Genomic DNA, 22,688 nt, shown 5'->3' on the forward strand with positions numbered 1-22,688 from the left:
TCAGCGGCGGCCTGCCGTGCCGGCCCGCGTCGCCGGTGCCTCCGCGGCGGGCGGTCCGGGCCGGGGCGGCACGATCCCGGCCGGCACCGGCGCCGGGGTGAGGTCGAGCTGGGCCCAGGCGCCCGCCCGGGTGCGCAGCTCCAGCCGGCGGGGCAGGCCGGTGCGGTCCAGCCAGTAACGCAGCCGCAGGCCCTGCACGCGCAGCTCGACCACGTCCACCACCCGGCCGGCGACCCGGTCGGTGCGCAGCCGCACGGCGGCCGTCGGCCGGGCGGGCGCGGTGTCCGCCCGCAGCGCCGCGTCGACCAGCAGGTCGAGGTCGTCCAACGGGCGGGCGCCGGTCCGCCAGCCGGCCTCGGCCGGTGGTGGCAGCGGCGGGCCGTTGGCGGCCCCGGTGGCGCCGGCGCCCGGCTCGACCGGCACCTCCGCGCGGGCGAAGCCGCCCCGGTCGCGCCGCAGCAGGGTGCGCCGGCCGAGGGTGTCCAGCTCGGCCACCGACAGGTACGCCACCCCGCCGGACCAGCTCAACCATCCCGAGCCGCGCAGGTTGGCGGCGGTGCCGAGCGGGACGGCGACGCTGACCGCGGCACCGGGCTGGGCTCGCAGTTGGGCGGGCAGCCGGGCCAGCCTTTCGGCCTCGGTGTCGGTGAGCGCGCGGGGCAGCCCGGGTCGGCCGCCCAGCGCGTCGACCGGCCAGATGGTGGGCCGGTCGTTGCGTTCCAGCTCGACGGCGGCCGGCTGTCCGCCGGGCAGCCGGCCCTCCCACCGGTGCAGCCGGGAGTCGCCGTCGACCCACCAGCGGGGGTCGCCGTCGCTTGCCGCCGGCGGGGCGGGTGGACGGGCGGTCGGGTCGGCGGCGGCGGTGGGTCTGGGCAGCGGGGCCTGGAGGACGTCCACCGGCTCGCCGGCGAGGGTCTCCCGTCCCACCCAGCGCCCCGCGCCGTGGCGCAGTGGGTCGGCCGGTTCCGCCCGGTCCGCGCTGAGCCCGAAGAGCACGTCGAGCGCCCCGGCGAGTGGCCGGCCGGCGGGCAGGTCGCGCAGTCGCCAGCGGTCCGTCGGCGGTACCAGCGGAGGGGATGCCGGCGTGGGGACCGCGGCGGGGTCGGGGCGCAGCACGACGACCGAGGGCGTCGCCTGCACCAGTCCCCGGTCGGCGCCCGCGCCCGGACCGCCCACGTCGAGGTAGGCCAGCGGCCGCGCCCAGTCGATCCAGCCGACCAGGTCGGTGCGGGCGGCGCCGGTGCCGACCGTCACCCGGACCCCGGCGCGCACGTCGCGGAGGTTGGTGACCCGGGTCGCGGCCAGCCGCTCGGCCTCGGCCGCGGTCAGCGCCCGGGCCGGCTCCCCGGGGGCGGGCGCCCAGCTCAGCAGGCCGGCGACCAGCGCCGCGGCCGAGGCGGCGGCGACCACGCCGAGGGCGACCAGGGTGGTGCGCCGGCGGGCGGGCTCCTCCGGGGAGCCGGCGACGGCGGCCAGGACCGGCGGGGTGCGCCGCGCGTGCCGGGCGGCCTCGCGCCGGCGCCGGCCCGGCCGTCGACGCCCGGTGCCGTGGCCGGCCGAGCCGCGTCCGCCGTTGGCGCCGGGGGTACGGGTGGGCGGCCGCGCGGCGACGGGGATGTCGGGGGGCGGACCCGTCGGGGTGGACGGGGGCGGCGGCCGGTCGGGGGAGGTCTCCACGAGTGGTTGAACGCCCGGCGGCGGCGTGGGTGACGAGGAAGACGGTGCCGAGGCAGGGGCGCTCGCGGCGGCCGGTCTGCGCCATGGGCGCGACCACGTCGGGTGCGCACGCCGGCGATGTCCGGGTGCTGCGACCCTCCTGTGCCGGGGGCGGGAGCCCCGTGAGGGCCCGGCCGCCTGCCCGGTCGGCCGCCGCGAGCGGCCTACGGTGTTCAGGCTAGCGCGGTGGGATGTGGCCCACAATGGGAATATTGAAGCCGATCACGGACCGCCCGTAGTCGCGACGGAGTGTCGGACCCTCGGCGTACGGTTGGTGTCATGGCGCTCGACATTCCCCGGCTCGACGGCCGCTTCCAGGTCGTCAGCGAGTTCCAGCCGGCCGGCGACCAGCCGGCTGCCATCGACGATCTTGAGCGTCGGGTCCGGCGCGGCGACCGCAACACGGTGCTGCTCGGCGCGACCGGCACCGGCAAGAGCGCCACCACGGCGTGGCTCGTCGAGCGGCTGCAACGCCCCACCCTGGTGCTCGCGCCCAACAAGACGCTCTGCGCCCAGCTGGCCAAGGAGTTCAGCGAGCTGCTCCCGCACAACGCGGTGGAGTACTTCGTCTCCTACTACGACTACTACCAGCCCGAGGCGTACATCCCGCAGACCGACACCTACATCGAGAAGGACTCCTCGATCAACGAGGAGGTCGAGCGGTTGCGCCACTCGGCCACCATGTCGCTGCTCACCCGCCGGGACGTGATCGTGGTCGCCACGGTCTCCGCCATCTACGGCCTGGGCACGCCGGAGGAATACCTGGACCGTGCCGTCCGGGTCGCGGTGGGGCAGGAGCTCGACCGGGACCAGCTGCTGCGTCGCCTGGTCGACATCCAGTACACCCGCAACGACATGGCCTTCCAGCGGGGCACCTTCCGCGTCCGCGGCGACACCCTGGAGATCATCCCGGCGTACGAGGAGCTGGCGGTCCGGATCGAGCTGTTCGGTGACGAGGTGGAGAAGCTCTACTACCTCAACCCGCTCACCGGCGACGTGGTCCGCGAGGTCGACCAGCTGGTCATCTTCCCGGCCACCCACTACGCCGCCGGCCCGGAGCGGATGGAGCGGGCGATCCGCGACATCGAGACCGAGCTGGGCGAGCGGCTGGCCGAGCTGGAGCGGCAGGGCAAGCTGCTGGAGGCGCAGCGGCTGCGGATGCGCACCACCTACGACATCGAGATGATGCGCCAGGTCGGCTTCTGCTCCGGCATCGAGAACTACTCCATGCACATGGACGGGCGGCTGCCCGGCAGCCCGCCGCACTGCCTGCTCGACTACTTCCCCGACGACTTCCTCACGGTGATCGACGAGTCGCACGTGACCATCCCGCAGATCGGCGGCATGTACGAGGGCGACGCGTCCCGCAAGCGGATGCTGATCGACCACGGCTTCCGGCTGCCCAGCGCCGCCGACAACCGGCCGCTGCGCTTCGACGAGTTCCTGGAGCGGGTCGGCCAGATGGTCTACCTCTCCGCCACCCCCGGCCCGTGGGAGCTGGAGCAGGCGCAGGGCGAATTCGTCGAACAGGTGATCCGCCCGACCGGGCTGATCGACCCGGAGGTCGTGATCAAGCCCACCAAGGGCCAGATCGACGACCTGATGCACGAGGTCAAGCTGCGCACCGAGCGCGACGAGCGGGTGCTGGTCACCACGCTGACCAAGAAGATGGCCGAGGATCTCTCCGACTACCTGCTGGAGAACGGCATCCGGGTGCGGTACCTGCACTCCGAGGTCGACACGCTGCGCCGGGTCGAGCTGCTGCGCGAGCTGCGCAAGGGCGAGTACGACGTGCTGGTCGGCATCAACCTGCTCCGGGAGGGCCTCGACCTGCCCGAGGTGTCCCTGGTCGCGATCCTCGACGCCGACAAGGAGGGCTTCCTGCGCAGCGGCCGGTCGCTCATCCAGACCATCGGCCGTGCCGCCCGTAACGTCTCCGGCCAGGTGCACATGTACGCCGACAAGATCACTCCGTCGATGGCGGCCGCGATCGACGAGACCGACCGGCGCCGGGCCAAGCAGATCGCGCACAACGAGGCGAACGGCATCAGCCCGGAGCCGCTGCGCAAGAAGATCCACGACATCCTCGACGACATCTACCGCGAGGCGGAGGACACCGAGAACAGCCGGGTCGGCGGGGCGGTGCGCCAGCTCTCCCGGGGCAAGGCCCCGGTCAAGGAGACCCGCAGCCGCAGTCGGGCCGGCGCGGCCGGCCCGTCCCGGGAGGGGATGGCCCGCGCCGATCTGGCGCAGCTCATCCAGGAGCTCAACGACCAGATGCTGGCCGCCGCCCGGGAGCTGCAGTTCGAGCTGGCCGCCCGGATCCGGGACGAGGTCGCCGACCTCAAGAAGGAACTGCGCGGGATGGACGCCGCGGGCGTGAAGTAGAGGGAGTGGGGGATGGGCGGGATCGAGGTCCTCGTCGGTCTGCCCGACCCCCGCCTGCGCCCGTTCGTCGACCGGTACCTCGGCTACCGCGAGCCCGCCCCGCTGCCGCTGGTCCGCCGCGAGGTGGCAGGCGCCTTCGTGGTGCTGGTGCTGGGCTGGGGCGCCCCGCTCGACGTGGTCGACCCGCGGGCGGCCGGGCGCGGGGCGTACGGGGTGGACTCGTTCGTCGCCGGGCCCTTCGACGGCCACTGCACCACCTCGACCCTGGGTGTGGGGCTCGGCGTGCAGCTGGTGCTCACCCCACCGGCGGCCCGCCGGGTCCTCGGCCTGCCGCTGGGCGAGCTGGCGAACCGGGCCGTGCCGGTCGGTGACCTGCCGGACCGGTGGCTGGAGGGGCTGCGCTGCCGGCTGGCCGACGCGCCGGACTGGCCGCGCCGGTTCGCCCTGCTCGACGCGGCGCTCGGCGCGCGGCTGGCCGGCTCCGCCCCGCTCGATCCGACGCTGGGCCGGGCGTGGCGCCGGCTCGCCGGCACCGGCGGCCGGATCGGCGTCGGTGCGCTCGCCGACGAGCTGGGCTGGAGCAGCCGGCACCTCGCCGTCCGGTTCCGCGCGGAGCTGGGGCTGACGCCGAAGGCGACCGCCCGGCTGCTGCGCTTCCAGCGGGCGTACGCGACGCTGGCCCGCGACCTGGTCCCCCGGCCGGGCGCCGACGCCCCCGTGGGTCCGGGCGGCTGGGCGGAGGTGGCCGCCCGCTGCGGCTACTACGACCAGTCCCACCTGATTCGGGACTTCCGCGAGTTCGCCGGTACGACGCCGGCCACGCTGGCGCGCTCCGGATCGCTTTCGTCCAATCCCGGCTGACCGGGCCGGCGGCAGACTCGGGCCATGCGAACCATCTACCCGGTCTTCCGGTATCCCGACGCCCGCGCCGCGATCGACTGGCTCTGCGCGGCGTTCGACTTCCAGGTCCACGAGGTGCACGACGCGCCCGACGGGTCCGTCGCGCACGCCCAACTCGGCTACGGCGGCGATCTGATCATGCTGGCCACCGGGAGCGGTCTGCGGGTCCGGCCGGCCGACGACGACTACGTCGTCTACGTGGCGGTCGACGACGTCGACGCCCATCACGGCCGGGCGGGGGCGGCCGGCGCGGAGATCGTCCGGGAGCCGTTCGACACCGACTACGGCTCCCGCGACTACACCGCCCGTGACCTCGCCGGCAACGTCTGGTCGTTCGGCACGTACCGGCCCTGACCGGTGCGCTCCGCCCGGCGGCGCGGGGGTCGCACCCGACGGGGGGTCGCCGGGCGGTTGCGGTGCGCAAGCAAGGTATTGCCCTGGGTGACGGTCCTGCGTACCCTCCGTCGTGGGGAGGCCGGGATGCCGTTGTCATCGAGTCCTGTCATTCGCCGTGCGCGCCTCGGCGCCGAGTTGCGCCAGCTGCGCAGACGGGAGGCGCTCACCCTGGAACAGGTGTGTGGGCTGCTGGGCTGGGCCTCCACGTCGAAGCTGTCCCGCATCGAGCTGGGGCAGAGCCGGCCCGACCTCGCCGACGTGCTCGACCTGCTGGACGTCTACCAGGTGCCGTCGCCGCAGCGGGAAGCGCTGATCGTCATCGCCCGGGATGCCGCGACCAGCCGTGGGTGGTGGAAGGCGCTCGGCGAGATGCACGAGCGGCAGCGCACGTACGCCGAACTGGAGGCGGGGGCGGCGGCCATCGTGGAGTACCAGCCAGCCGTCGTACCCGGTCTGCTCCAGGCCCCCGGGTACGCCCGCCTGCGGGTCCTCGCCGGCCGGCTGCTGCACCCCGACGTGGACGTGGAGGCCGACGTGCGGGCGCGGCTGGCCCGCCAGGAGGTGCTGCGCCGCCCCGACCCGCCGCACTACACCGGCCTGCTGGACGAACGGGTCTGCGACCCGGCCGGCGTCCCGGTCGAGATCTGGCAGGAGCAGTTGGCGCACCTGCTCGCCCTGGCCGACCTGCCGAACGTGACGATCCGGGTGGTGCCCCGCACGGCCGCCCCGCCCGGGGCGGTGCACGCGCTGACCGCCTACTCCTGCTACTCCTTCCCCGACCCGGCCGACCCGCGCACCGTGATGCTGGAGACGCTCACCAACGACGTGCGGCTGGTGACCGACGCCGACGTCGCCCGCTACGAGCGGATGACCGGGTGGCTGTCGGCGGTGGCGTTGAGCGCGGAGGAGACCGCCGCGCTGCTGCGCGACCGGGCCGGCGAGGTCGCCAACGGCGCGCGCCCCGGCGGCGCCGAGGGGGAGCCGGCGGGTCAGCCGGCCGGCGGGTGAACGGGCGCTCGGCGGTGCCGCGGGAAGCCGCCCGCCGGGTCGGTCACCTGGCCGGTCAGCGGTAGGCCGGCAGGACGCCGCGCGGCCACCGGACCCGGCACCCCCGAACGCGTCGGGGCCGGTGTGCCGCGCGTGCTTCGCACGGTAATCGGGGGGTACGACAATGACGGGTGTGGATCCGCCGGATCAGGCCGGGACGTCGACGAAGTGCTCGACCCGGGGCGGGCCGGCGAAGTGCGGGCCGATCAGCGCCCGCCACTTGTCGAACGCCTCGGTGCCCCGGAAGTTCTGCTCGTGCGCCTCGACCGAGTCCCACTCAACCAGCAGCACGAACCGGGTCGGGGTCTCGATGCCCCGGGTCATCCGGACCGACCGGCAGCCCTCGACGGCCGTGATGATCCCGGCCGCCTGCGCGTAGGCGGCGGCGAACTCGTCCTCGTGTCCGGGCAGTACGTCGATGAGCGCGACCTCAAGCACCATGACCGAAGCCTCGCACGCCCGGCGGTGGAACCGGACGGAGGGGTCTTCTCCGCCGGCCGCCCCGGCCCAAGGGCCTGTGTCAAAGCCCCTGGCCGGCCTGCGGCGGGCCCAGACGACGACCGGCCGCGTTGGAGATCCGTCCGGATACAACACCGGTATCCGGACGGATCTCCGCCTTGCCGGATCGCCGCCTGGACTCCGCCTCGGCTCGACCGAGGACTTTGACACAGGCCCTAGGGTGATCGCTCGGGCCAGGGGAGGGGCGGATCATGCTGGACTGGTTGACCACGGTGGCGTTCAGCGTCGGGGGCGTCGGAACGACCTGGGCGGAGCTGCTCGGCTTCGCCACCGGCGTGCTCAACGTCTGGCTGGTCGCCCGGCAGCACATCGTGAACTGGCCGGTGGGCATCGCCAACGTGCTGCTGCTGATGGTGCTGTTCTGGACCGCCGGCCTGTACGCCGACGCCGGCCTCCAGGTCGTCTACGTGCTGCTCGGCCTCTACGGCTGGTACCACTGGCTCTTTGGCGGCGAGCGGCGCAGCCGGCTCGCGGTCAGCCGGACGAGCGGCCGGGAGTGGGCCGGGCTGGCGGTCGCCGGGGTGCTGTTCACCGGCGGGCTGTGGGCGCTGCTGGACCGGGCCACCGACTCCACCGTGCCGCTGGCCGACGCGTTCACCACCGCGCTGTCGCTGCTGGCCACCTACGGGCAGACCCGCAAGCTGGTGGAGAGCTGGTGGCTCTGGATCGTGGCCGACCTGGTCTACATCCCGCTCTACGCGTACAAGGGGCTCTGGCTCACCGGCGCGCTCTACCTGGTCTTCCTGGCGCTCTGCGTACTCGGGTTGCGGGCCTGGCGGGCCGACCTGCGCGCGGCCGGCGCTCCGACCCTGGTGCCGCCCGGTCCGGCCCCCGCGACCGCGTGAGCGGCCCGGCCCGGCCGGAGTTCCGGCACGGCATGGTGGTCGGCAAGTTCTACCCGCCGCACGCCGGGCACCATGCCCTGATCGAGGCCGCCGCCGGCCGCTGCGCGGCGGTGACCGTGGTGGTCGCGCCGTCGCGCCGGGAGTCCATCCCGCTCGCGCTGCGGCTGGACTGGCTGCGCGAGGCGCACGCGCACACCCCCTGGGTCCGGTTCGTCGGCCGCTACGACGACCACCCGGTGGACTACGCCGACCCGGCGGCCTGGGACGCGCACTGCGCGGTCTTCCGGGCCGCGCTCGGCGGGCGCCCGGTGGACGCGGTGTTCTCCTCGGAGGCGTACGGCGGGGAACTGGCCCGGCGGTTCGACGCCACGGCGGTCTGCGTGGACCCGGACCGGCGGGTCGTGCCGGTCTCCGGCACGGCGGTGCGGGCGGACCCGGCGGGGCACTGGGACCGGCTGAGCCCGGCGGTGCGGGCCTGGTTCGTCCGGCGGGTGGTGGTGGTCGGGGCGGAGTCCACCGGCACCACCACGATGGCCGCCGCCCTGGCCGCGCACTACGGCACGGCCTGGGTGCCGGAGTACGGCCGGGAGCTGACCGCCCGCAAGCTGGCCCGGCTGCGCGCCGGGCGGCCGGCGGCGACGGTCTTCGACGTGACCTGGGACCGGGACGACTTCGTCGAGGTGGTCCGCGCCCAGCAGGCGGCGGAGGACGCCGCCGCCCGGTCCAGCGGCCCGCTGCTGGTCTGCGACACCGACGCCCGGGCGACCGCGGTGTGGGAGGAGCGTTACCTGGGCTCGGCGTCGGAGCCGGTCCGGGCGGCGGCCCGCCGGCCCGCGCTCTACCTGCTGACCGACCACGTCGGGGTGCCGTTCACCGACGACGGGCTGCGCGACGGCGCGCACCTGCGGGCCTGGATGACCGAGCGGTTCCGGGCCGAGCTGGCCGGCTGCGGGGTGCCGGTGATCGAACTCACCGGGCCGCACCCGGAGCGGCTGGCCCGGGCGGTGGCGGCCTGCGACGCGCTGCTGGCCGCCGGCTGGTCGCTCGCCGATCCGCTGCTGCCACCCCGCTGAGCAGCGCATCCACCGCAGGCGGCGCCGATCCCCAGGATGACACCTAGCCTCCTAGGACGGCGTAGAAAGCGTGCCACGGATCGTGTCGGAAGGTGATACTGCCGGCAATCCAGGTACCTGGAGATGCGGTGCCCGGCCGGGATGGGGAACAATGGCCCGCGAGGAGGGGAGTATTCCCCCGCGACGGAGTCGTCAGCACGGTCGACCGCCGAACCCGGCGGCCCGACCCGGCGCCGTCGGTCATCGCCCCGCCCGCGGGTCGCTGACGGAAGAGACCTCCGACAGTCACCAGAGTCCGCGTCGCCGCTCGTCTCGCCGCCAACCGGCGTTACGGTGTGCCCGACGTCGCGTGTCTGCCGGAGGAATGCATTGAACGTGTCCGGAGTGGTGTGGGCCGGGACCCTCGTCGCGATGACGGCGGTCCTGCTCGTCGACCTTCTCATCGTCGGTCGACGACCGCACGAACCCAGTGTCCGCGAGTCGAGCCTCTGGGTCGGCTTCTACGTGGCCCTGGCCCTGATTTTCGGCGCCGGGCTCTGGCTCACCTCAGGGGCGAGCGCGGCCGGCCAGTTCTACACCGGCTGGCTCACCGAGTACAGCCTCTCGGTGGACAACCTCTTCGTCTTCGTGATCATCATGGCCCGGTTCGGGGTGCCCCGGCCGTACCAGCAGAAAGTGCTGCTCGTCGGCATCGTGCTGGCCCTGGTGATGCGGGGTGGGTTCATCGCCGCCGGCGCGGCGCTGATCTCCCAGTTCTCCTGGGTCTTCTACATCTTCGGCGCGTTCCTGATCTACACCGCGGTGAACCTCGCCCGGCAGGGCGAGCCGGACGAGGACGAGTTCAGCGAGAACATGCTGATCCGGTGGAGCCGCAAGGCGTTGCCGATCTCCAAGGACTACGACGGCGCGAAGCTGACCACGCACCAGGCCGGCCGGCGACTGTTCACCCCGATGCTGATCGTGATGATCGCCATCGGCACCACCGACCTGATCTTCGCGTTGGACTCGATCCCGGCGATCTTCGGCATCACCCAGGAGCCGTACCTGGTCTTCACCGCGAACGTCTTCGCGCTGATGGGGCTGCGGCAGCTCTACTTCCTCCTCGGCGGCCTGCTGGACCGGCTGATCTACCTCAGCTACGGCCTGGCGGTGGTGCTCGGCTTCATCGGCGTCAAGCTGGTGCTGGAGGCCCTGGCCGAGAACAACCTGCCGTTCATCAACGGCGGGGAGCATGTCGGGTGGGCGCCGCACATCCCGATCTGGCTCTCCCTGACGGTCATCCTCGGCACCCTCGCCGTGGCCACCGCCGCCAGCCTGATCAAGTCGTCCCGGGACCGGCGCCGCGAGCTGGCCGACGCCCGGCGCTGAGCCGCACCCGCGTACACAGAAGAGGGGCACCCGTTCGCCGGGGTGCCCCTCTCGCGTGCGGGTCAGACCCGGCGGACGGCGACCAGGGTGGCGGCCCGGTCGGCGGGGAGCTGCTCCTCCAGCACCCGCCGTTGCCGGTAGCAGGCGTGCAGCATCCGGCGGTCGCCGCCGGGCTCGGCGGTGACGATGCCGACGTGGTGGATCGGGCGCCCGGGGCGGGCGAAGAAGTACAGGTCGCCGGGATGCTCCTCGCCCAGCGGCACCGGCGCGGTGGCCTCGGCCTGGTCGTCGGCGTCGCGGGGCAGGGTCACCCCGAACCGGCGCCAGGCCAGGTGCACCAGGCCGGAGCAGTCGATGCCGTGGCTGGAGACCCCGCCCCAGATGTAGACCACGTCGCGCAGGCGCTCCGCGACGGCCAGCACCTCGCCGGGCTCCGGCCGGCCGGTGGGCAGCGGGACCACGTCCGCCTCGGAGATCCACAGCGGCCCCGGGTGGCCGGGGGCGTGCACCGGACGCCACCCGTCGACCGGGCCGCCGGCCGGGGTCAGTCGGGTGCCGAGGACGACGCCGGGCACGACCACCGGGCCGTCCGGCGCGGCGTGCAGGGCGGTGACGCCGGCGTCGACCACCAGCGGCTCACCGGCGGGGGTGTTCGGGTCGGCGGGGGCCAGCTGGGCGGTGGGCAGCCAGCCGGGGTAGCCGCGCGGGTCGAGTTCCGCCGCGGGCTGCTCGACGGCGACCACGCGGGCCCAGCCGTCCGGGCGCAGCTCGGTGATCAGCACCCGCTCGCCGAGCAGCAGCTGGCTCAGCACGCACTCGCCGACCCGCTGGTCGGTGTCCATCCCGGCGACCCAGGCCGGGATGTCGGTGCGTGGGGCGAGGGCGGGGCGGTCGACGGGGCGTACCGCCTCGGGGGTGGCCCAGAGCGTCGCGACGGCGACCCGGACGACGGCCTCGCGGCCCGGTTGCAGCTTCACGTCGACCTCCGGTTCGGGCGGGCGCCTATCCGACCCTATGAAAGAAACCAACGATCATCAACTGCGGGCCTGCACTTTTGCTTCAGTGACGGAGGTGATGCCCAGCCCGGGCGCGTCCGGCAGCACGACGGTGGCGCCGTCGTACCGGACCCCGCCCCGCACCGGCGACCAGGCCAGCCACCAGGCGGCGTCCAGGTCCGACACGGCGCTGGTGCGGTAGGCGGCGACCAGGCTGGCGGCCGCCCCGATGCCGACCGCGCTCTCCATCATGGAACCGACGATGGTGCCCATGTCGTGGGCGCGGGCCAGGTCGAGCAGGGTGCGGGCGGTGTGCAGGCCGCCGCACTTGGCCAGCTTGACGTTGACCATGTCGGCGGCCCGACGGCGGATCACCTCGACCAGGTCGCGGACGCCGAAGACCGACTCGTCGGCCAGGATCGGCACCTCCACCCGGTCGCTGACCCAGGCCAGGCCGTCCAGGTCCCACCGGGACACGGGCTGCTCGACCAGCTCGACGTCGAGCCCGGCGTCGACGATGCCCCGGATCACCCGCACCGCCTCGCGCGGGGTCCAGCCCTGGTTGGCGTCCAGCCGGATCCGCATCCCGGGGCCGACCGCCGCCCGCACCGCGCGGACCCGGTCCAGGTCGGTCGCCGCGTCCGTGCCGACCTTGAGCTTGAGCACGTCGAAGCCCTCGGCGCGGCGCTGCTTGGCCGCCGCCGCCAGCTCCACCGCGTCGCCGGCGGCCAGCGTGACGTCCGTCGGGACGCGCAGCGTCGTGCCGCCGAGCAGCCGCACCAGGGGTACGCCGAGCCGCCGGGCCGCCAGGTCGTGCAGCGCGACGTCGAGCGCCGCCTTGGCCGACTCGTTCCCGGTCACCGCCGTGCGCACCTCGGCGCAGCGGGCCACCAGGTCGTCGGCGTCCCGGCCGGCGACCGCGGGGGCCAGCATGTCGCGTACGCAGGCCTCGGCGCCGGCGACCGAGGCGCCGGTCACCTTCCAGACCTGGGGCGCCTCGCCGAACCCGGACCGCCCGTCGGAGTCGATCACCTCGACCACCAGGGTGTCCACGGTGGTGGTGCGGCGCAGCGCGGTGACGAACGGGGTGTGCAGGGGCGCGGAAAGCCGGTGGGTGCGTACCGCGGCGATCGTCATGTGCGGCACCCTATACGGAGACGGGCAGCGCAGGGGGAGGCCGAATGGGCAGGCGGGACTGGGAGCTGGTGGGTGCGCCGAACGCGCGTGATCTGGGCGGACTGCCCACCGCCGAAGGGCGCCGGGTGCGCGCCGGGAGGCTGATCCGCACCCCGGCGCTGGGCCGGCTGACCGACGCCGACCTGCCGGTGCTGGGCAAGCTCGCCCCGGCCTGCGTGGTGGACCTGCGGGACGCCTCCGAGATGGTGGTCGCCCCGGCGGACCGGCTGGTGGGGGAGCCGCGGGTGGTGCACCTGCCGGTCCTCGACCCGGCGCACCCGGTCTTCACGTACGTCTCGGCGCTGCTGCTCGGCCACGACCTGGAGGCGTACGACGAGCTGGCCCGGGAGGGCACTCCGGCGGCGATGGCGGCGATCTACCGCTGGTTCGTCACCGGGGAGGCGGCCCGGGCGGGGTTCGGCACGGCGCTGCGGCTGGCGGCGGACGCGGACAACCTGCCGCTGCTGTTCCACTGCTCGGCCGGCAAGGACCGCACCGGCTGGCTGGCGGTGCTGCTGCTCACCGCGTTGGACGTGGACCCCGCGGCGATCCGCGCCGACTACCTGTGCCACAACGAGCTGACCGTGAGCCTGCGCGAGGTGCTGCTGGAGGCGATGGTGGGGCGGCAACCGGCGCTGGACCCGGAGACGGTGCGCCCGGTGCTGGAGGTGCGCCCGGAGTACCTGGACGCCGCCTACGAGGAGGTGCGCCGGGTGCACGGCTCGTTCGACGCGTACCTGCGCGACGGGCTGGGCGTCACCGACGAGGTGCGCGACGCGCTGCGGGACAACCTGCTGGAGTGACCCGCCCGGGGTCAGCCGGCCAGGTCGTGCCGGGCCGCCCAGACCGCCGCCGAGACCTCCGCGATCAGCCGGCAGGCGTCGTCCTCGACCTCTTCGCCGGTCGCGCCGCCGTCGGCGAGGTCGGTGGTGGTGCAGACGACGATCACGTACGGCGGGGCGTCGTCCGGCAGGACCACGCCGGCGCCGTGCCGGACGCCGCGTACCCAGCCGTTCTTGTGCGCGATCCGGGTCCCCTCGGGCAGGCCGGCGGCCAGGTCCTCGCGGTGTTCCTGGGCCAGCAGCACGTCCATCATCGCCGCGCAGGCGGCCGGGGAGGCCAGCGGCCCCGGGCGGGCGGCCCCGGTGACCAGCCCGCCGAGCAGCGCCGCGAGGTCGGCGGCGGTGACCAGGTTGGTGATGCCCGCGTCCCGGGCGGCGAAGTCCTCGATGCCCCGGCCGGTGACGCTGTGCCGGGCCCCGGCCAGCGCCCAGGCGCGGGCCACCGCCGGCAGGCCCACCCGGCCGAGCACGATGTTCGTGGCCAGGTTGCTGGACCGGGTGATCATCCGGTCGGCGAGCCAGCGCAGCGGGGCGCTCCCGCCCACCCGCGCCCACACCGCGTCGTCGTTGTCGTAGTGCTGGGCACAGGCGAAGCGGGGCGTCCCGGGCTGCGCCGAGTCGAACCCGTTGACCACCGGGATCGGCGCGTCCAGGTCCAGCTCGCCCGCCTCGGCGGCCCGGTGCAGCGCGAGCAGCACCGCGACCTTCATCGTGCTGGCCGCGTAGTGGGTGGCGTCGGGCCGGCGGGTCCAGGTCGGCTCCGCGCCCAGCCGCCCCACGTACGCCGAGACGGTGCCGGGCACCCGCTCCAGCCGCGCGTCGAGATCATCCCAGGTCATGCCGGTGACCGTAGCCGATCATCCCCGGCGCGGGACAGCGCGACCCCGGCCCGGGCACCTACCGTGCCGACATGACGGTTGCCGCGTACGACGCCCACGCCGACTGGTACGAACAGTTCGCCTCCGACACCGCCGCCGACTACATGACCCGGGTCCGCCGGCAGCTCGCCGACCTGCTCGGCCCCGGCCCGGGCCGCTGCCTCGACCTGTGCTGCGGCACCGGCGCGCACGCCGCCGAGCTGCGCCGGTCGGGCTGGGAGCCGGTCGGCGTCGACCTCTCCGGCGGGCAGCTCCGGCACGCCCGCGCCCGGCTGTCGGTGACCCGGGGCGACGCCGCCGCGCTGCCGGTCGCCGACTCGGCGCTGCCGGCGGTGGCCTGCGTGCTCGCCCACACCGACGTGCCCGACTACCCGGCGGTGATCGCCGAGGCGGCCCGGGTGCTGGCGCCCGGCGGGCGCTTCGTCCACGTCGGCGTGCACCCGTGCTTCATCGGCCCGTTCGCCGACCGGTCCGACCCCGGGCGGATCGTCGTCGACGGCGGCTACGCCGAGCGGGAACGCAGCTTCCGGGTCTGGTCGACGCACGGGGTGCGGGCCCGGGTCGGCGCCTGGCACGTACCCCTGGCCGACCTGCTCAACGCGGTCACCGCCGCCGGCCTCACGCTGACCCGGACCACCGAGTCCGGGTCCGGCCCGGTGCCGGACCTCTTCGCCCTGCTCGCCGTCAAACACCGCCGGTCGTGACCGACGGCCGGTGCGGAGCGGGAACGGGCGGAGCCCGGACCGCAGGGGCGGTCCGGGCTCCGGTGGTGTGCCGTGCGGTGGGTCAGCCGGCGTGCTTGCGGCGGGCGGCGGCCCGGCCGCGCAGCTGCTGGTCCAGCACGACCTTGCGGATCCGGACCGCGCTCGGAGTGACCTCGACGCACTCGTCCTCGCGGCAGAACTCCAGCGCCTGCTCCAGGGAGAGCTTGCGCGGCGGAATCAGCTTCTCGGTCTCGTCGGAGGTCGACGCCCGCATGTTGGTGAGCTTCTTCTCCTTGGTGATGTTGACGTCCATGTCGTCGGAGCGGGAGTTCTCCCCGACGATCATGCCCTCGTACACCTCGGTGGTCGGCTCGACGAAGAGCTGTCCGCGCTCCTGAAGGTTGATCATGGCGAACGAGGTGACGGCGCCGGCCCGGTCCGCGACCAGCGAACCGTTCTGCCGGGTCCGCAGCTCGCCGAACCACGGCTCGTACGACTCGAACACGTGGTGCAGGATGCCGGTGCCCCGGGTGTCGGTGAGGAACTCGGTGCGGAAGCCGATCAGGCCGCGCGCCGGGACCAGCCACTCCATCCGGATCCAGCCGGTGCCGTGGTTGACCAGCTGCTCCATCCGACCCTTCCGGGTGGCCAGCAGCTGGGTGATCGCACCCAGGTACTCCTCCGGGGCGTCGATGGTCAGCCGCTCGACCGGCTCACAGATCTTGCCGTCGATCTCCCGGGTGACCACCTGCGGCTTGCCGACGGTCAGCTCGTAGTTCTCCCGGCGCATCTGCTCGACCAGGATGGCCAGCGCCAGCTCACCACGGCCCTGCACCTCCCAGGCGTCCGGCCGCTCGGTCGGCAGGATCCGCAGCGAGACGTTGCCGACCAGCTCCTTGTCGAGCCGGTCCTTGACCATCCGGGCGGTGACCTTGGCGCCCTTGACCCGGCCGACCAGCGGCGAGGTGTTGGTGCCGATGGTCATCGAGATGGCCGGCTCGTCGACGGTGATCAGCGGCAGCGGGATCGGGTTCTCCGCGTCGGCGAGGGTCTCACCGATCATGATCTCCGGGATGCCGGCGACCGCGATGATGTCGCCCGGGCCCGCCGAGTCGGCCGGCTTGCGCTCCAGCCCCTCGGTCATCAGCAGCTCCGAGATGCGCACCCGCTGGGTGCTGCCGTCGGTGCGGCACCAGGAGACCGACTGGCCCTTGCTGATGGTGCCCTGCCGGACCCGGCACAGCGCCAGCCGGCCGAGGAACGGCGAGGCGTCGAGGTTGGTGACGTGCGCCTGCAGCGGTGCACCGTCCTCGTACGCGGGCGCCGGGATGGTGTCCAGCAGGGTGCGGAACAGCGGCTCCAGGGAGCTGCTGTCGTCCGGCACCGAGCCGTCGGCCGGCTGGGTCAGCGAGGCGATGCCGTCGCGGGCGCAGGCGTAGACGATCGGGAAGTCGATCTGCTCCTCGTCGGCGTCCAGGTCCAGGAAGAGCTCGTAGGTGTCGTCCACGACCTCCTTGATCCGGGCGTCCGGGCGGTCCACCTTGTTGATCACCAGGATGATCGGCATGCGGGCCTTGAGCGCCTTGCGGAGCACGAACCGGGTCTGCGGCAGCGGGCCCTCGCTGGCGTCGACCAGCAGGACGACCCCGTCGACCATGGTGAGGCCGCGCTCCACCTCGCCACCGAAGTCGGCGTGGCCGGGGGTGTCGATGATGTTGATGGTGACCGGGTCGGAGCCGTCCGCCGGCATGTACCGCACGCCGGTGTTCTTGGCGAGGATGGTGATGCCCTTTTCCCGTTCGAGGTCCATCGAGTCCATGACCCGCTCGGTTACCTCGCCGCGGGCGCCGTAGGCGCCGGCCTGCCGCAACATGGCGTCGACCAAGGTCGTCTTGCCGTGGTCGACGTGGGCGATGATGGCGACGTTGCGGAGGTCGGTGCGAAGCTGCATACCCTCCATACTCCTGTCTACGGTTGCCGGGGCACGTGTCGGGGTAACCCCCAGATGGCCCGGATCTGTGCCGGAACTGCTGTTCCGACCGTTCGCGCGGCTGGCATGCTGGCCCCCGTGTTCATGGGGACCGGATGCATGACCTGCTGACCTCGCTGCAGGGCCTGCCGTCCCTGCTGATCTATGTGATCGCCGCGACAATCGTCGCGGGGGAGACCGCGGTGATCTTCGGTCTGCTGGTGCCGGGCGAGGCGACCCTGTTGCTGGTCGGCTTCTTAGCCTACGCGGGGACGCTTCGGCTTGTTCCCGCGCTGCTCGTCATGACAGGTGCGGCGGTGATGGGAGACACACTCGCCTTCCGGTCCGGCCGCCGGTACGGCCCCCGGCTGCGGGCCAGCGGGCTGGGCACCCGGGTGGGACCCGAGCGGTGGGCCCGGGCCGACGCGCTGCTGGGCCGGCTGGGCGGGCGGGGGGTGTTCGCGGCCCGGTGGATCGCCTTCGCCCGGACCCTGGTGCCCCGGCTGGCGGGTGCGGCCGGCCTGCCGTACCGGCGGTTCGCGCCGTGGAACCTGGCCGGGGTGACGACCTGGGTGGGCGGCTCGGTGCTGCTGGGCTACCTGGCCGGCGAGTCGTACGAGACGGTCTCCCGGCTGCTGGGCCGGGCCACCGGGGTGGTGCTGGTGCTGCTGGCCGTGCTGGCCGCGATCGTGCTGGCCGGGCGGTGGCTGGGACGCCATCCCGACCCGGCGCGGGCGCTGCTGACCCGGGCCGCCGCCCTGCCGCCTGTGCGTTGGGTCACCGGCCGGTACGGCATCCTCTTCTTCCTGATCGCCATGCACCTCGGGCCGGGCTGGGCGCTGCTGCTCAACCTCGGCGCCGGCCTGCTGCTGCTGTCGGCGGCGGGGTTCGCCGTCGCCTGGCTGCTGGAGGCGGTGGTGCGCTTCAGCGGGCTGGCCGTGGTCGACGGCGCGATCGCGGACTGGTTCGCCCACCGCCGCACCCCGGGCGCGATGCAGGCCGCCCTGACCACGGTCTCCGTGCTGCGGGGGTCGTTCCTGATCGTGCTGGTGGCGGTGGTGGCCGGGGTGCTCGCCTGGCGGCACCGGCCCTGGCGGGCGGACCTGCTCAGCGTCTTCGGCACGGTCGGGGCCTTCCTGCCGCTGGTGGTGCTGGCGGTGGTCGCCGACGCCACCCCGTCGGCCCGGGCGGCTGTCATGTTCCCGACGCAGAACGCGGTGGTCGCCGCGAGCCTCTGCACGCTCGCCTGGCTGGTCTCCCGCGACGCCCGCTGGCCGGTGGCGGTGGCCGCCTGGACGGCGGCGGCGGCCGGCATCGCCGTGCTCGGCGGGGCCCGCCTCTACCTGGGCTGGAGCACGGCCAGCGGGACCGTCACCTCGGTGCTGCTCGGGGTGGCCTGGACGGCGGTGTTCGTGGTCGCCTGGGCCACCCGGGACCGGGCGGTACGCGCCACCGGCGCCCCACCGCCCCAACAGCGTCGCGAGAAGCCGAGCCGGCGTTAGCGGGGGCGCGGCGGGGGCCGGGGCGCGACGCGCCCCGGCCCCGGAAACGGTCAGTGCCGTGCGGTGACGGGTTCCGGCTCCACCGGCGCGTCGGGCGTGGGATCGCGGTGGATGCGGCCCGGCGCCCAGAACCGGTCGCCCAGCAGGAAGGCCAGTGCCGGGACGAGGACCGTGCGCACCAGCAGGGTGTCGAGGAGCACACCGATGCAGACGATGATCCCGACCTGGGTCAGCGTAATCAGCGGCAGGACGCCGAGGACGGCGAAGACCGCGGCGAGCAGGATGCCGGCGCTGGTGATGACCCCGCCGGTGACCCGGAGCGCGGAGAGCATGCCGTCCCGGGTGCCCGCGCTGCGGGCGTCCTCCTGGGCCCGGGTGACCAGGAAGATGTTGTAGTCCACGCCGAGCGCCACCAGGAACACGAACGCGATCAGCAGGACCCCGCTGTCCAGCGCCGGGAACCCGAGGACGTGGTCGAAGAGCAGCCACGCCGCGCCGAGGCTGGCGAAGAACGACGCGATGACGGTGCACGGTGAGCCAGGCGGTCAGCCGGCCGCGGGCGACGCGGGTGAACACAGACATCGGATGCCCTCACGGTCCGTCAACTTGAAATCTCGACTGTCAAGAGTCTTGTCGGGCGAGAGCATTGGTGCAAGTTGTCGAGTATCTTGACAAGCGAGATTGTCGAGGGCTGCTCTATGCTGCACCCGGGCGGCGGTCCGACAGGGGGAACGACCAGACGTGGCAGCGCAGGGCATGTATCGACGGCGGGACGACCGACGCAGTCAGCTGGTCGCCGAGATCACCAACGACCTGCGGCGGTACTCGGTGGACGCGCAGCACATCGGGCACGCCTTCGCCGGCCTGCACGGGCTCAACCCCACCGACCTGCACGCCCTGATCGCCGTCATGGACGCGGAACTGACCGGCGACCCGATCACCCCCGGGCGGCTGGGAGAGCAGCTCAACCTCTCCTCCGGCTCGGTGACCGCACTGATCGACCGGCTGGAGCGGGCCGGGCACATCCGCCGCGACCGGGACACGGCCGATCGGCGCAAGGTCTTCCTGCACTACGCCGACCAGGGCGCCGCGCTGGCGATGAGTTTCTTCGGCCCGCTCGGCCGGCGCACCGACGAGGTGATGGCCCGCTTCAGCGACGAGGAACTGGAGATCGTGCACCGTTTCATGGCGACGATGGTCGACTCGATGCGGGCGCACCGGGACGCCGTCCGGGCCGAGTCGGCCCGCCGCCCGACGAGCTGACCCGCCGCCGGGGCGAGGTTTTTCAGCCAAGGGTTCCGCGCACCCGCCGTCCGGCGTTCCGGTCACTCTCCGTTGTGGACTATGGCTCATCCGGGGGCGGCGGCGCGGGTGGCGCGCTGTCCTACGGCCGGTGGTCCCAGCCGGCTCACAGCTTCGTCTCATCTGAAGAGAAGCCATTTGAGCTGGGCGTTGTCCGTTCGTCCGGTTATCGTTCAGCCAACGCCCGACGAAGTGCATCTCCTGGTCGGGCTCGCTCCCGCATCCGGACACCGCCACGCGGTGTCACTGTCGTGCCCGGCCCCTGACCCTACGGAAGGGGGATCCCATGACAACGGCTCCGGCCAACCTGCTGGCCGCCCGCCGCCTGTTGCTCGACAACCTCAACATCGACCCCGACACGTCTCGCGACGACGACCTCGAACCCGGTGAGGTCGGCATCGTCGGCGATCCCGCACATCGTGGCGGCTACCACTGCGGCTCCGACCGGGTGGTGACCAACGACTACTCGGTGGTCGAGTCCACCCGGGACTCCACCGGGCTCACCCTGTACGCCTCCGCGATGGACGTCGGCATCTTCGAGGTCCGCTCCGGCGGCCGGACGCACAACCTGCGCACGTTCTCCACCTGGTGTGTCGCCCAGTGCGTGGCGAACACGCCGGACAGCCGCGACCTGCGCGAAATCATCTACTCACCGGACGGGACGGTCGTCCGCCGGTGGGACCGGCTGGGCAGGCGCAGCAGCGGCGACGATTCGCACCTCTACCACACCCACTTCAGCTACTTCCGCGACTCCACGAAGGCGAACCGGGACCAGCGACCGCTGTTCCGGCGCTATCTCACCACCATCGGACTCCTGGAGGACGACGACATGACCCCCGAAGAGCACAACTGGCTGCAGACCGTCCACCGCAACCTGACCGTGCTGGACGGACGTAACCCGGTCGGCCAGATCTACACCCGGATGGCGCTGGGCGAGGACCACACGGACCCCGCGTTCGTCGTCCAGCACCCGACCCTGAAGTCGCTCGGCGCGCAACTCACCGCGCTGCAGACGGCGCTGACCGCGCTCGCCAACAAGGACTTCACCGACGAGCCGGCGATCGTCCAGGGTGTCCTGGCCGGCCTCACGCCGGAGAAGATCGCCGCGGCGATCCCGCCGACCATCGCCAAACAGGTCGCCGACGAACTCGCCCGACGCATGGTCGCTTGAGCAGGCCGGACACCGGCCGGCCGCGTCCGACCGGCCCGGGGGGACGCGCAGTGGCGGCGGCCGACCCCGACCGCCGCCACCGGCACGGAACTACAGCGGACGAACGTTGTCCGCCTGCGGACCCTTCTGCCCCTGGGTCACCTCGAACTCGACCTTCTGGCCCTCGTTCAGTTCGCGGTAGCCGCTGGAGGCGATGGCCGAGTAGTGGACGAAGACGTCCGGGCCTCCGCCGTCCTGCTCGATGAAGCCGAAGCCCTTTTCCGAGTTGAACCACTTGACCGTGCCGGTTGCCATGCATCTCTCCCTGTTCAAGACGGGTGAGCACCCGCGCGTCGGCGGATGATCGCCCTGTACTCCCCCGAGCGTAACCGGCGAACCCCCCGTTCGCTGGCTGAAGTGCCGCATGGCGGCAAACGGAAAAATCGCGAGTCGGACGCGAAAGCCGCGCGATGCCCGGTCGGCTCCGGCATGCTCGACCGGTGGGCGGACCGAGCACGGCGGCGTTGAGCGTCCTGACGCGCGAAATCGGCGCGCCGGGCGACGGGCTGGACCGGCTGCGGCTGGTGCCCACCCCGTTCGTGCCGGAGGTGTGGCTGCACCTCGCCGAGGACGCCATCGTCTGGTGGGCCCGGATGGAGGCGGCGGCCGGCCGTACCCTCCCGCCGCCGTACTGGGCGTCGGCCTGGCCCGGCGGGCAGGGGCTCGCCCGGTACCTGCTCGACCACCCCGAGCTGGCCGCCGGACGTCGGGTGCTCGACCTGGCCGCCGGCTCCGGTCTGGTGGCCATCGCCGCCGCGCTGGCCGGCGCGTCCGAGGTCGTCGCCAACGACGTCGACCCGTGGGCGGTGGCGGCGGTGACGGTCAACGCCCGGGCCAACGGGGTGGCGGTCACGGCCACCGAGGGCGACCTGCTCGACGGCGACGGTACCGGGGTGGACCTGCTGCTCGCCGGCGACGTGCTCTACGACGCGGGGCTGGCCGGACGGGTGCTGCCGTTCCTGCATCGGGCCGCCGCCGCCGGGGCGGTGGTGCTGGTCGGCGACCCCGACCGGGGGCACCTGCCGGCCGGGGCCCTGGAGGTCGTGGCCAGCTATCCGGTGCCCACCACCGAGCCGTACGTCGACTCGCCGGTACGCCGGGTGCAGGTGCTCCGGCCGCGCTGACCCGACGGCCGGCTCAGGGGTGACCCCGAGCCGGGGTTCAGGGCGGGGTGGGGGACCGGACCCGATGTGCGGATCGCCCGCGGCCCATAGCGTCATGGCCATGCTGGACACGTTGGCCCAGGTCGGGGAGTTGCCCACCACCCTGCTGATGGGGGCGCTGGGGCTGGTCATGCTCGCCGACGCCGTACCGCTGCTCGGGGTGCTGGTCCCCGGCGACGTCGCGGTTCTCGCGGCGGTGGGGGTGGGCCGCCCGGCGACCGGCGCGGCCACCGTCGCCGCGGTGGTGGTGGGCTGCGTCGCCGGCTGGTCGCTGAGCTTCCTCGCCGGCCGCGTGTACGGCGAGCGGCTGCGGCACAGCCGGGTCGGCGGCTGGATCGGCGAGGCCCGCTGGGCCGCGGCCGAGGGGATCCTGCGCTCCGGCGGCGGGCGGATGGTGCTGGTCGCGCCCTTCCTGCCGGTGTTCAACGCGCTGCTGCCGCTGGCCGCGGGCGGGCTGCGGATGTCGTACCGGAGGTTCGTGGCCTGCGCGACGGCAGGCGCCGCGCTCTGGGCCGGCCTCTACCTGGCGCTGGGCACCGCGTCCCGGTCGCTGGCCGGGCTGCTGCCGGGGGAGGGCAGCCCGATGCTGGTCACCATGGCGGTCGGCCTGGCGCTGGCCGGCGTGGTGCTGCTGGGCACCCGGCGCCGGCTGCGCGCCCTGACCGACGCCGGCCAGCCGGGCTGACCGACGCCGG

20 protein-coding genes and 2 pseudogenes are annotated in these 22,688 nt (G+C 73.8%); 14 read left to right on the forward strand and 8 right to left on the reverse strand.

The genetic code is table 11. The features are described from left to right. A complete protein-coding gene (locus ACTMS9_RS09445; RefSeq protein WP_441164685.1) occupies positions 1-1,677 on the reverse strand; it encodes a hypothetical protein in 1,677 nt (558 codons plus the stop codon). A 318-nt stretch (positions 1,678-1,995) separates the two neighbouring features. Here ACTMS9_RS09445 and uvrB point away from each other — a divergent pair, with 318 nt between their 5' ends. The 4 genes from uvrB (at position 1,996) to ACTMS9_RS09465 (ending at position 6,408) form a co-directional block, all read left to right on the forward strand. Further along, complete coding sequence (uvrB, locus tag ACTMS9_RS09450; protein WP_441164686.1) at positions 1,996-4,104, forward strand: excinuclease ABC subunit UvrB; 2,109 nt, start codon at positions 1,996-1,998, stop codon at positions 4,102-4,104. 12 nt (positions 4,105-4,116) lie between these two features. Next, the gene (locus tag ACTMS9_RS09455) at positions 4,117-4,965 is read left to right on the forward strand and encodes a helix-turn-helix domain-containing protein (protein WP_441164687.1); all 849 of its coding nucleotides are present in this window, start codon (positions 4,117-4,119) and stop codon (positions 4,963-4,965) included. A 24-nt stretch (positions 4,966-4,989) separates the two neighbouring features. Beyond that, positions 4,990-5,358: a VOC family protein gene (locus tag ACTMS9_RS09460; RefSeq protein ID WP_441145054.1), complete on the forward strand. Its 369-nt coding sequence runs from the start codon at positions 4,990-4,992 to the stop codon at positions 5,356-5,358. Between the two features lie 126 nt (positions 5,359-5,484). Next, on the forward strand, positions 5,485-6,408 hold the full coding sequence (locus ACTMS9_RS09465) for a helix-turn-helix domain-containing protein (protein ID WP_441145052.1): 924 nt from the start codon (positions 5,485-5,487) through the stop codon (positions 6,406-6,408). Positions 6,409-6,594: 186 nt separating this feature from the next. Here the strand turns inward: ACTMS9_RS09465 and ACTMS9_RS09470 are convergent, their stop codons facing one another. Then, positions 6,595-6,888 carry an antibiotic biosynthesis monooxygenase family protein gene (locus ACTMS9_RS09470; RefSeq protein ID WP_441145051.1) on the reverse strand — a complete coding sequence of 98 codons (294 nt, stop codon included), beginning with the start codon at positions 6,886-6,888 and terminating at the stop codon, positions 6,595-6,597. Positions 6,889-7,157: 269 nt separating this feature from the next. Here ACTMS9_RS09470 and pnuC point away from each other — a divergent pair, with 269 nt between their 5' ends. The 3 genes from pnuC (at position 7,158) to ACTMS9_RS09485 (ending at position 10,252) form a co-directional block, all read left to right on the forward strand. Further along, complete coding sequence (pnuC, locus tag ACTMS9_RS09475; RefSeq protein ID WP_441164688.1) at positions 7,158-7,811, forward strand: nicotinamide riboside transporter PnuC; 654 nt, start codon at positions 7,158-7,160, stop codon at positions 7,809-7,811. Then, the gene (locus ACTMS9_RS09480) at positions 7,808-8,884 is read left to right on the forward strand and encodes an AAA family ATPase (RefSeq protein ID WP_441145047.1); all 1,077 of its coding nucleotides are present in this window, start codon (positions 7,808-7,810) and stop codon (positions 8,882-8,884) included. The genes pnuC and ACTMS9_RS09480 overlap by 4 nt, the downstream gene beginning before the upstream one ends. A gap of 369 nt (positions 8,885-9,253) precedes the next feature. Beyond that, positions 9,254-10,252 (forward strand): TerC family protein, encoded by a 999-nt coding sequence (locus ACTMS9_RS09485; protein WP_441145045.1) that lies wholly within the window; start codon positions 9,254-9,256, stop codon positions 10,250-10,252. 62 nt (positions 10,253-10,314) lie between these two features. On the opposite strand, the gene ACTMS9_RS09490 is transcribed toward ACTMS9_RS09485, so the two are convergent. Both ACTMS9_RS09490 and ACTMS9_RS09495 read right to left on the reverse strand, forming a co-directional pair. Beyond that, a complete protein-coding gene (locus ACTMS9_RS09490) occupies positions 10,315-11,229 on the reverse strand; it encodes a C40 family peptidase (RefSeq protein ID WP_441164690.1) in 915 nt (304 codons plus the stop codon). 57 nt (positions 11,230-11,286) lie between these two features. After that, positions 11,287-12,384 carry a mandelate racemase/muconate lactonizing enzyme family protein gene (locus ACTMS9_RS09495; protein ID WP_441164691.1) on the reverse strand — a complete coding sequence of 366 codons (1,098 nt, stop codon included), beginning with the start codon at positions 12,382-12,384 and terminating at the stop codon, positions 11,287-11,289. A 44-nt stretch (positions 12,385-12,428) separates the two neighbouring features. Here ACTMS9_RS09495 and ACTMS9_RS09500 point away from each other — a divergent pair, with 44 nt between their 5' ends. Continuing rightward, positions 12,429-13,226, forward strand: coding sequence for a tyrosine-protein phosphatase (locus ACTMS9_RS09500; RefSeq protein WP_441164692.1), 798 nt, complete (start codon positions 12,429-12,431; stop codon positions 13,224-13,226). 11 nt (positions 13,227-13,237) lie between these two features. Here the strand turns inward: ACTMS9_RS09500 and ACTMS9_RS09505 are convergent, their stop codons facing one another. After that, on the reverse strand, positions 13,238-14,104 hold the full coding sequence (locus ACTMS9_RS09505) for a serine hydrolase (RefSeq protein ID WP_441145037.1): 867 nt from the start codon (positions 14,102-14,104) through the stop codon (positions 13,238-13,240). 71 nt (positions 14,105-14,175) lie between these two features. On the opposite strand from ACTMS9_RS09505, the gene ACTMS9_RS09510 reads away from it, so the two are divergent. Next, positions 14,176-14,847, forward strand: a complete 672-nt coding sequence (locus ACTMS9_RS09510; protein WP_441164693.1) for a class I SAM-dependent methyltransferase — start codon at positions 14,176-14,178, stop codon at positions 14,845-14,847. An 82-nt stretch (positions 14,848-14,929) separates the two neighbouring features. Here the strand turns inward: ACTMS9_RS09510 and typA are convergent, their stop codons facing one another. Beyond that, positions 14,930-16,798, reverse strand: a complete 1,869-nt coding sequence (gene typA / locus ACTMS9_RS09515) for a translational GTPase TypA (RefSeq protein ID WP_441145033.1) — start codon at positions 16,796-16,798, stop codon at positions 14,930-14,932. A gap of 134 nt (positions 16,799-16,932) precedes the next feature. Between typA and ACTMS9_RS09520 the strand changes: the two genes are divergently transcribed. Next, entirely contained in the window at positions 16,933-18,318 is a 1,386-nt protein-coding gene (locus ACTMS9_RS09520) for a DedA family protein (protein WP_441145031.1), read from the forward strand. A 50-nt stretch (positions 18,319-18,368) separates the two neighbouring features. Here the strand turns inward: ACTMS9_RS09520 and ACTMS9_RS09525 are convergent. Beyond that, a pseudogene (locus tag ACTMS9_RS09525) lies at positions 18,369-18,845 on the reverse strand (MMPL family transporter); the annotation flags it as partial. Positions 18,846-19,074: 229 nt separating this feature from the next. Here ACTMS9_RS09525 and ACTMS9_RS09530 point away from each other — a divergent pair. After that, positions 19,075-19,582 (forward strand): annotated as a pseudogene (locus ACTMS9_RS09530) (MarR family winged helix-turn-helix transcriptional regulator); the annotation flags it as partial. Positions 19,583-19,906: 324 nt separating this feature from the next. Next, positions 19,907-20,791 carry a hypothetical protein gene (locus ACTMS9_RS09535; RefSeq protein ID WP_441164695.1) on the forward strand — a complete coding sequence of 295 codons (885 nt, stop codon included), beginning with the start codon at positions 19,907-19,909 and terminating at the stop codon, positions 20,789-20,791. A gap of 90 nt (positions 20,792-20,881) precedes the next feature. Here ACTMS9_RS09535 and ACTMS9_RS09540 read toward each other — a convergent pair whose 3' ends face one another. Continuing rightward, on the reverse strand, positions 20,882-21,085 hold the full coding sequence (locus ACTMS9_RS09540; RefSeq protein ID WP_088961229.1) for a cold-shock protein: 204 nt from the start codon (positions 21,083-21,085) through the stop codon (positions 20,882-20,884). A gap of 155 nt (positions 21,086-21,240) precedes the next feature. Here ACTMS9_RS09540 and ACTMS9_RS09545 point away from each other — a divergent pair, with 155 nt between their 5' ends. After that, positions 21,241-21,954: a class I SAM-dependent methyltransferase gene (locus ACTMS9_RS09545; RefSeq protein ID WP_441164696.1), complete on the forward strand. Its 714-nt coding sequence runs from the start codon at positions 21,241-21,243 to the stop codon at positions 21,952-21,954. A 100-nt stretch (positions 21,955-22,054) separates the two neighbouring features. Continuing rightward, complete coding sequence (locus ACTMS9_RS09550) at positions 22,055-22,678, forward strand: DedA family protein (RefSeq protein WP_441164697.1); 624 nt, start codon at positions 22,055-22,057, stop codon at positions 22,676-22,678. Positions 22,679-22,688 lie beyond the last annotated feature (10 nt).

It is taken from the genome of Micromonospora sp. L31 (assembly GCF_052068075.1).
Taxonomy (GTDB): Bacteria; Actinomycetota; Actinomycetes; order Mycobacteriales; family Micromonosporaceae; genus Micromonospora; species Micromonospora purpureochromogenes.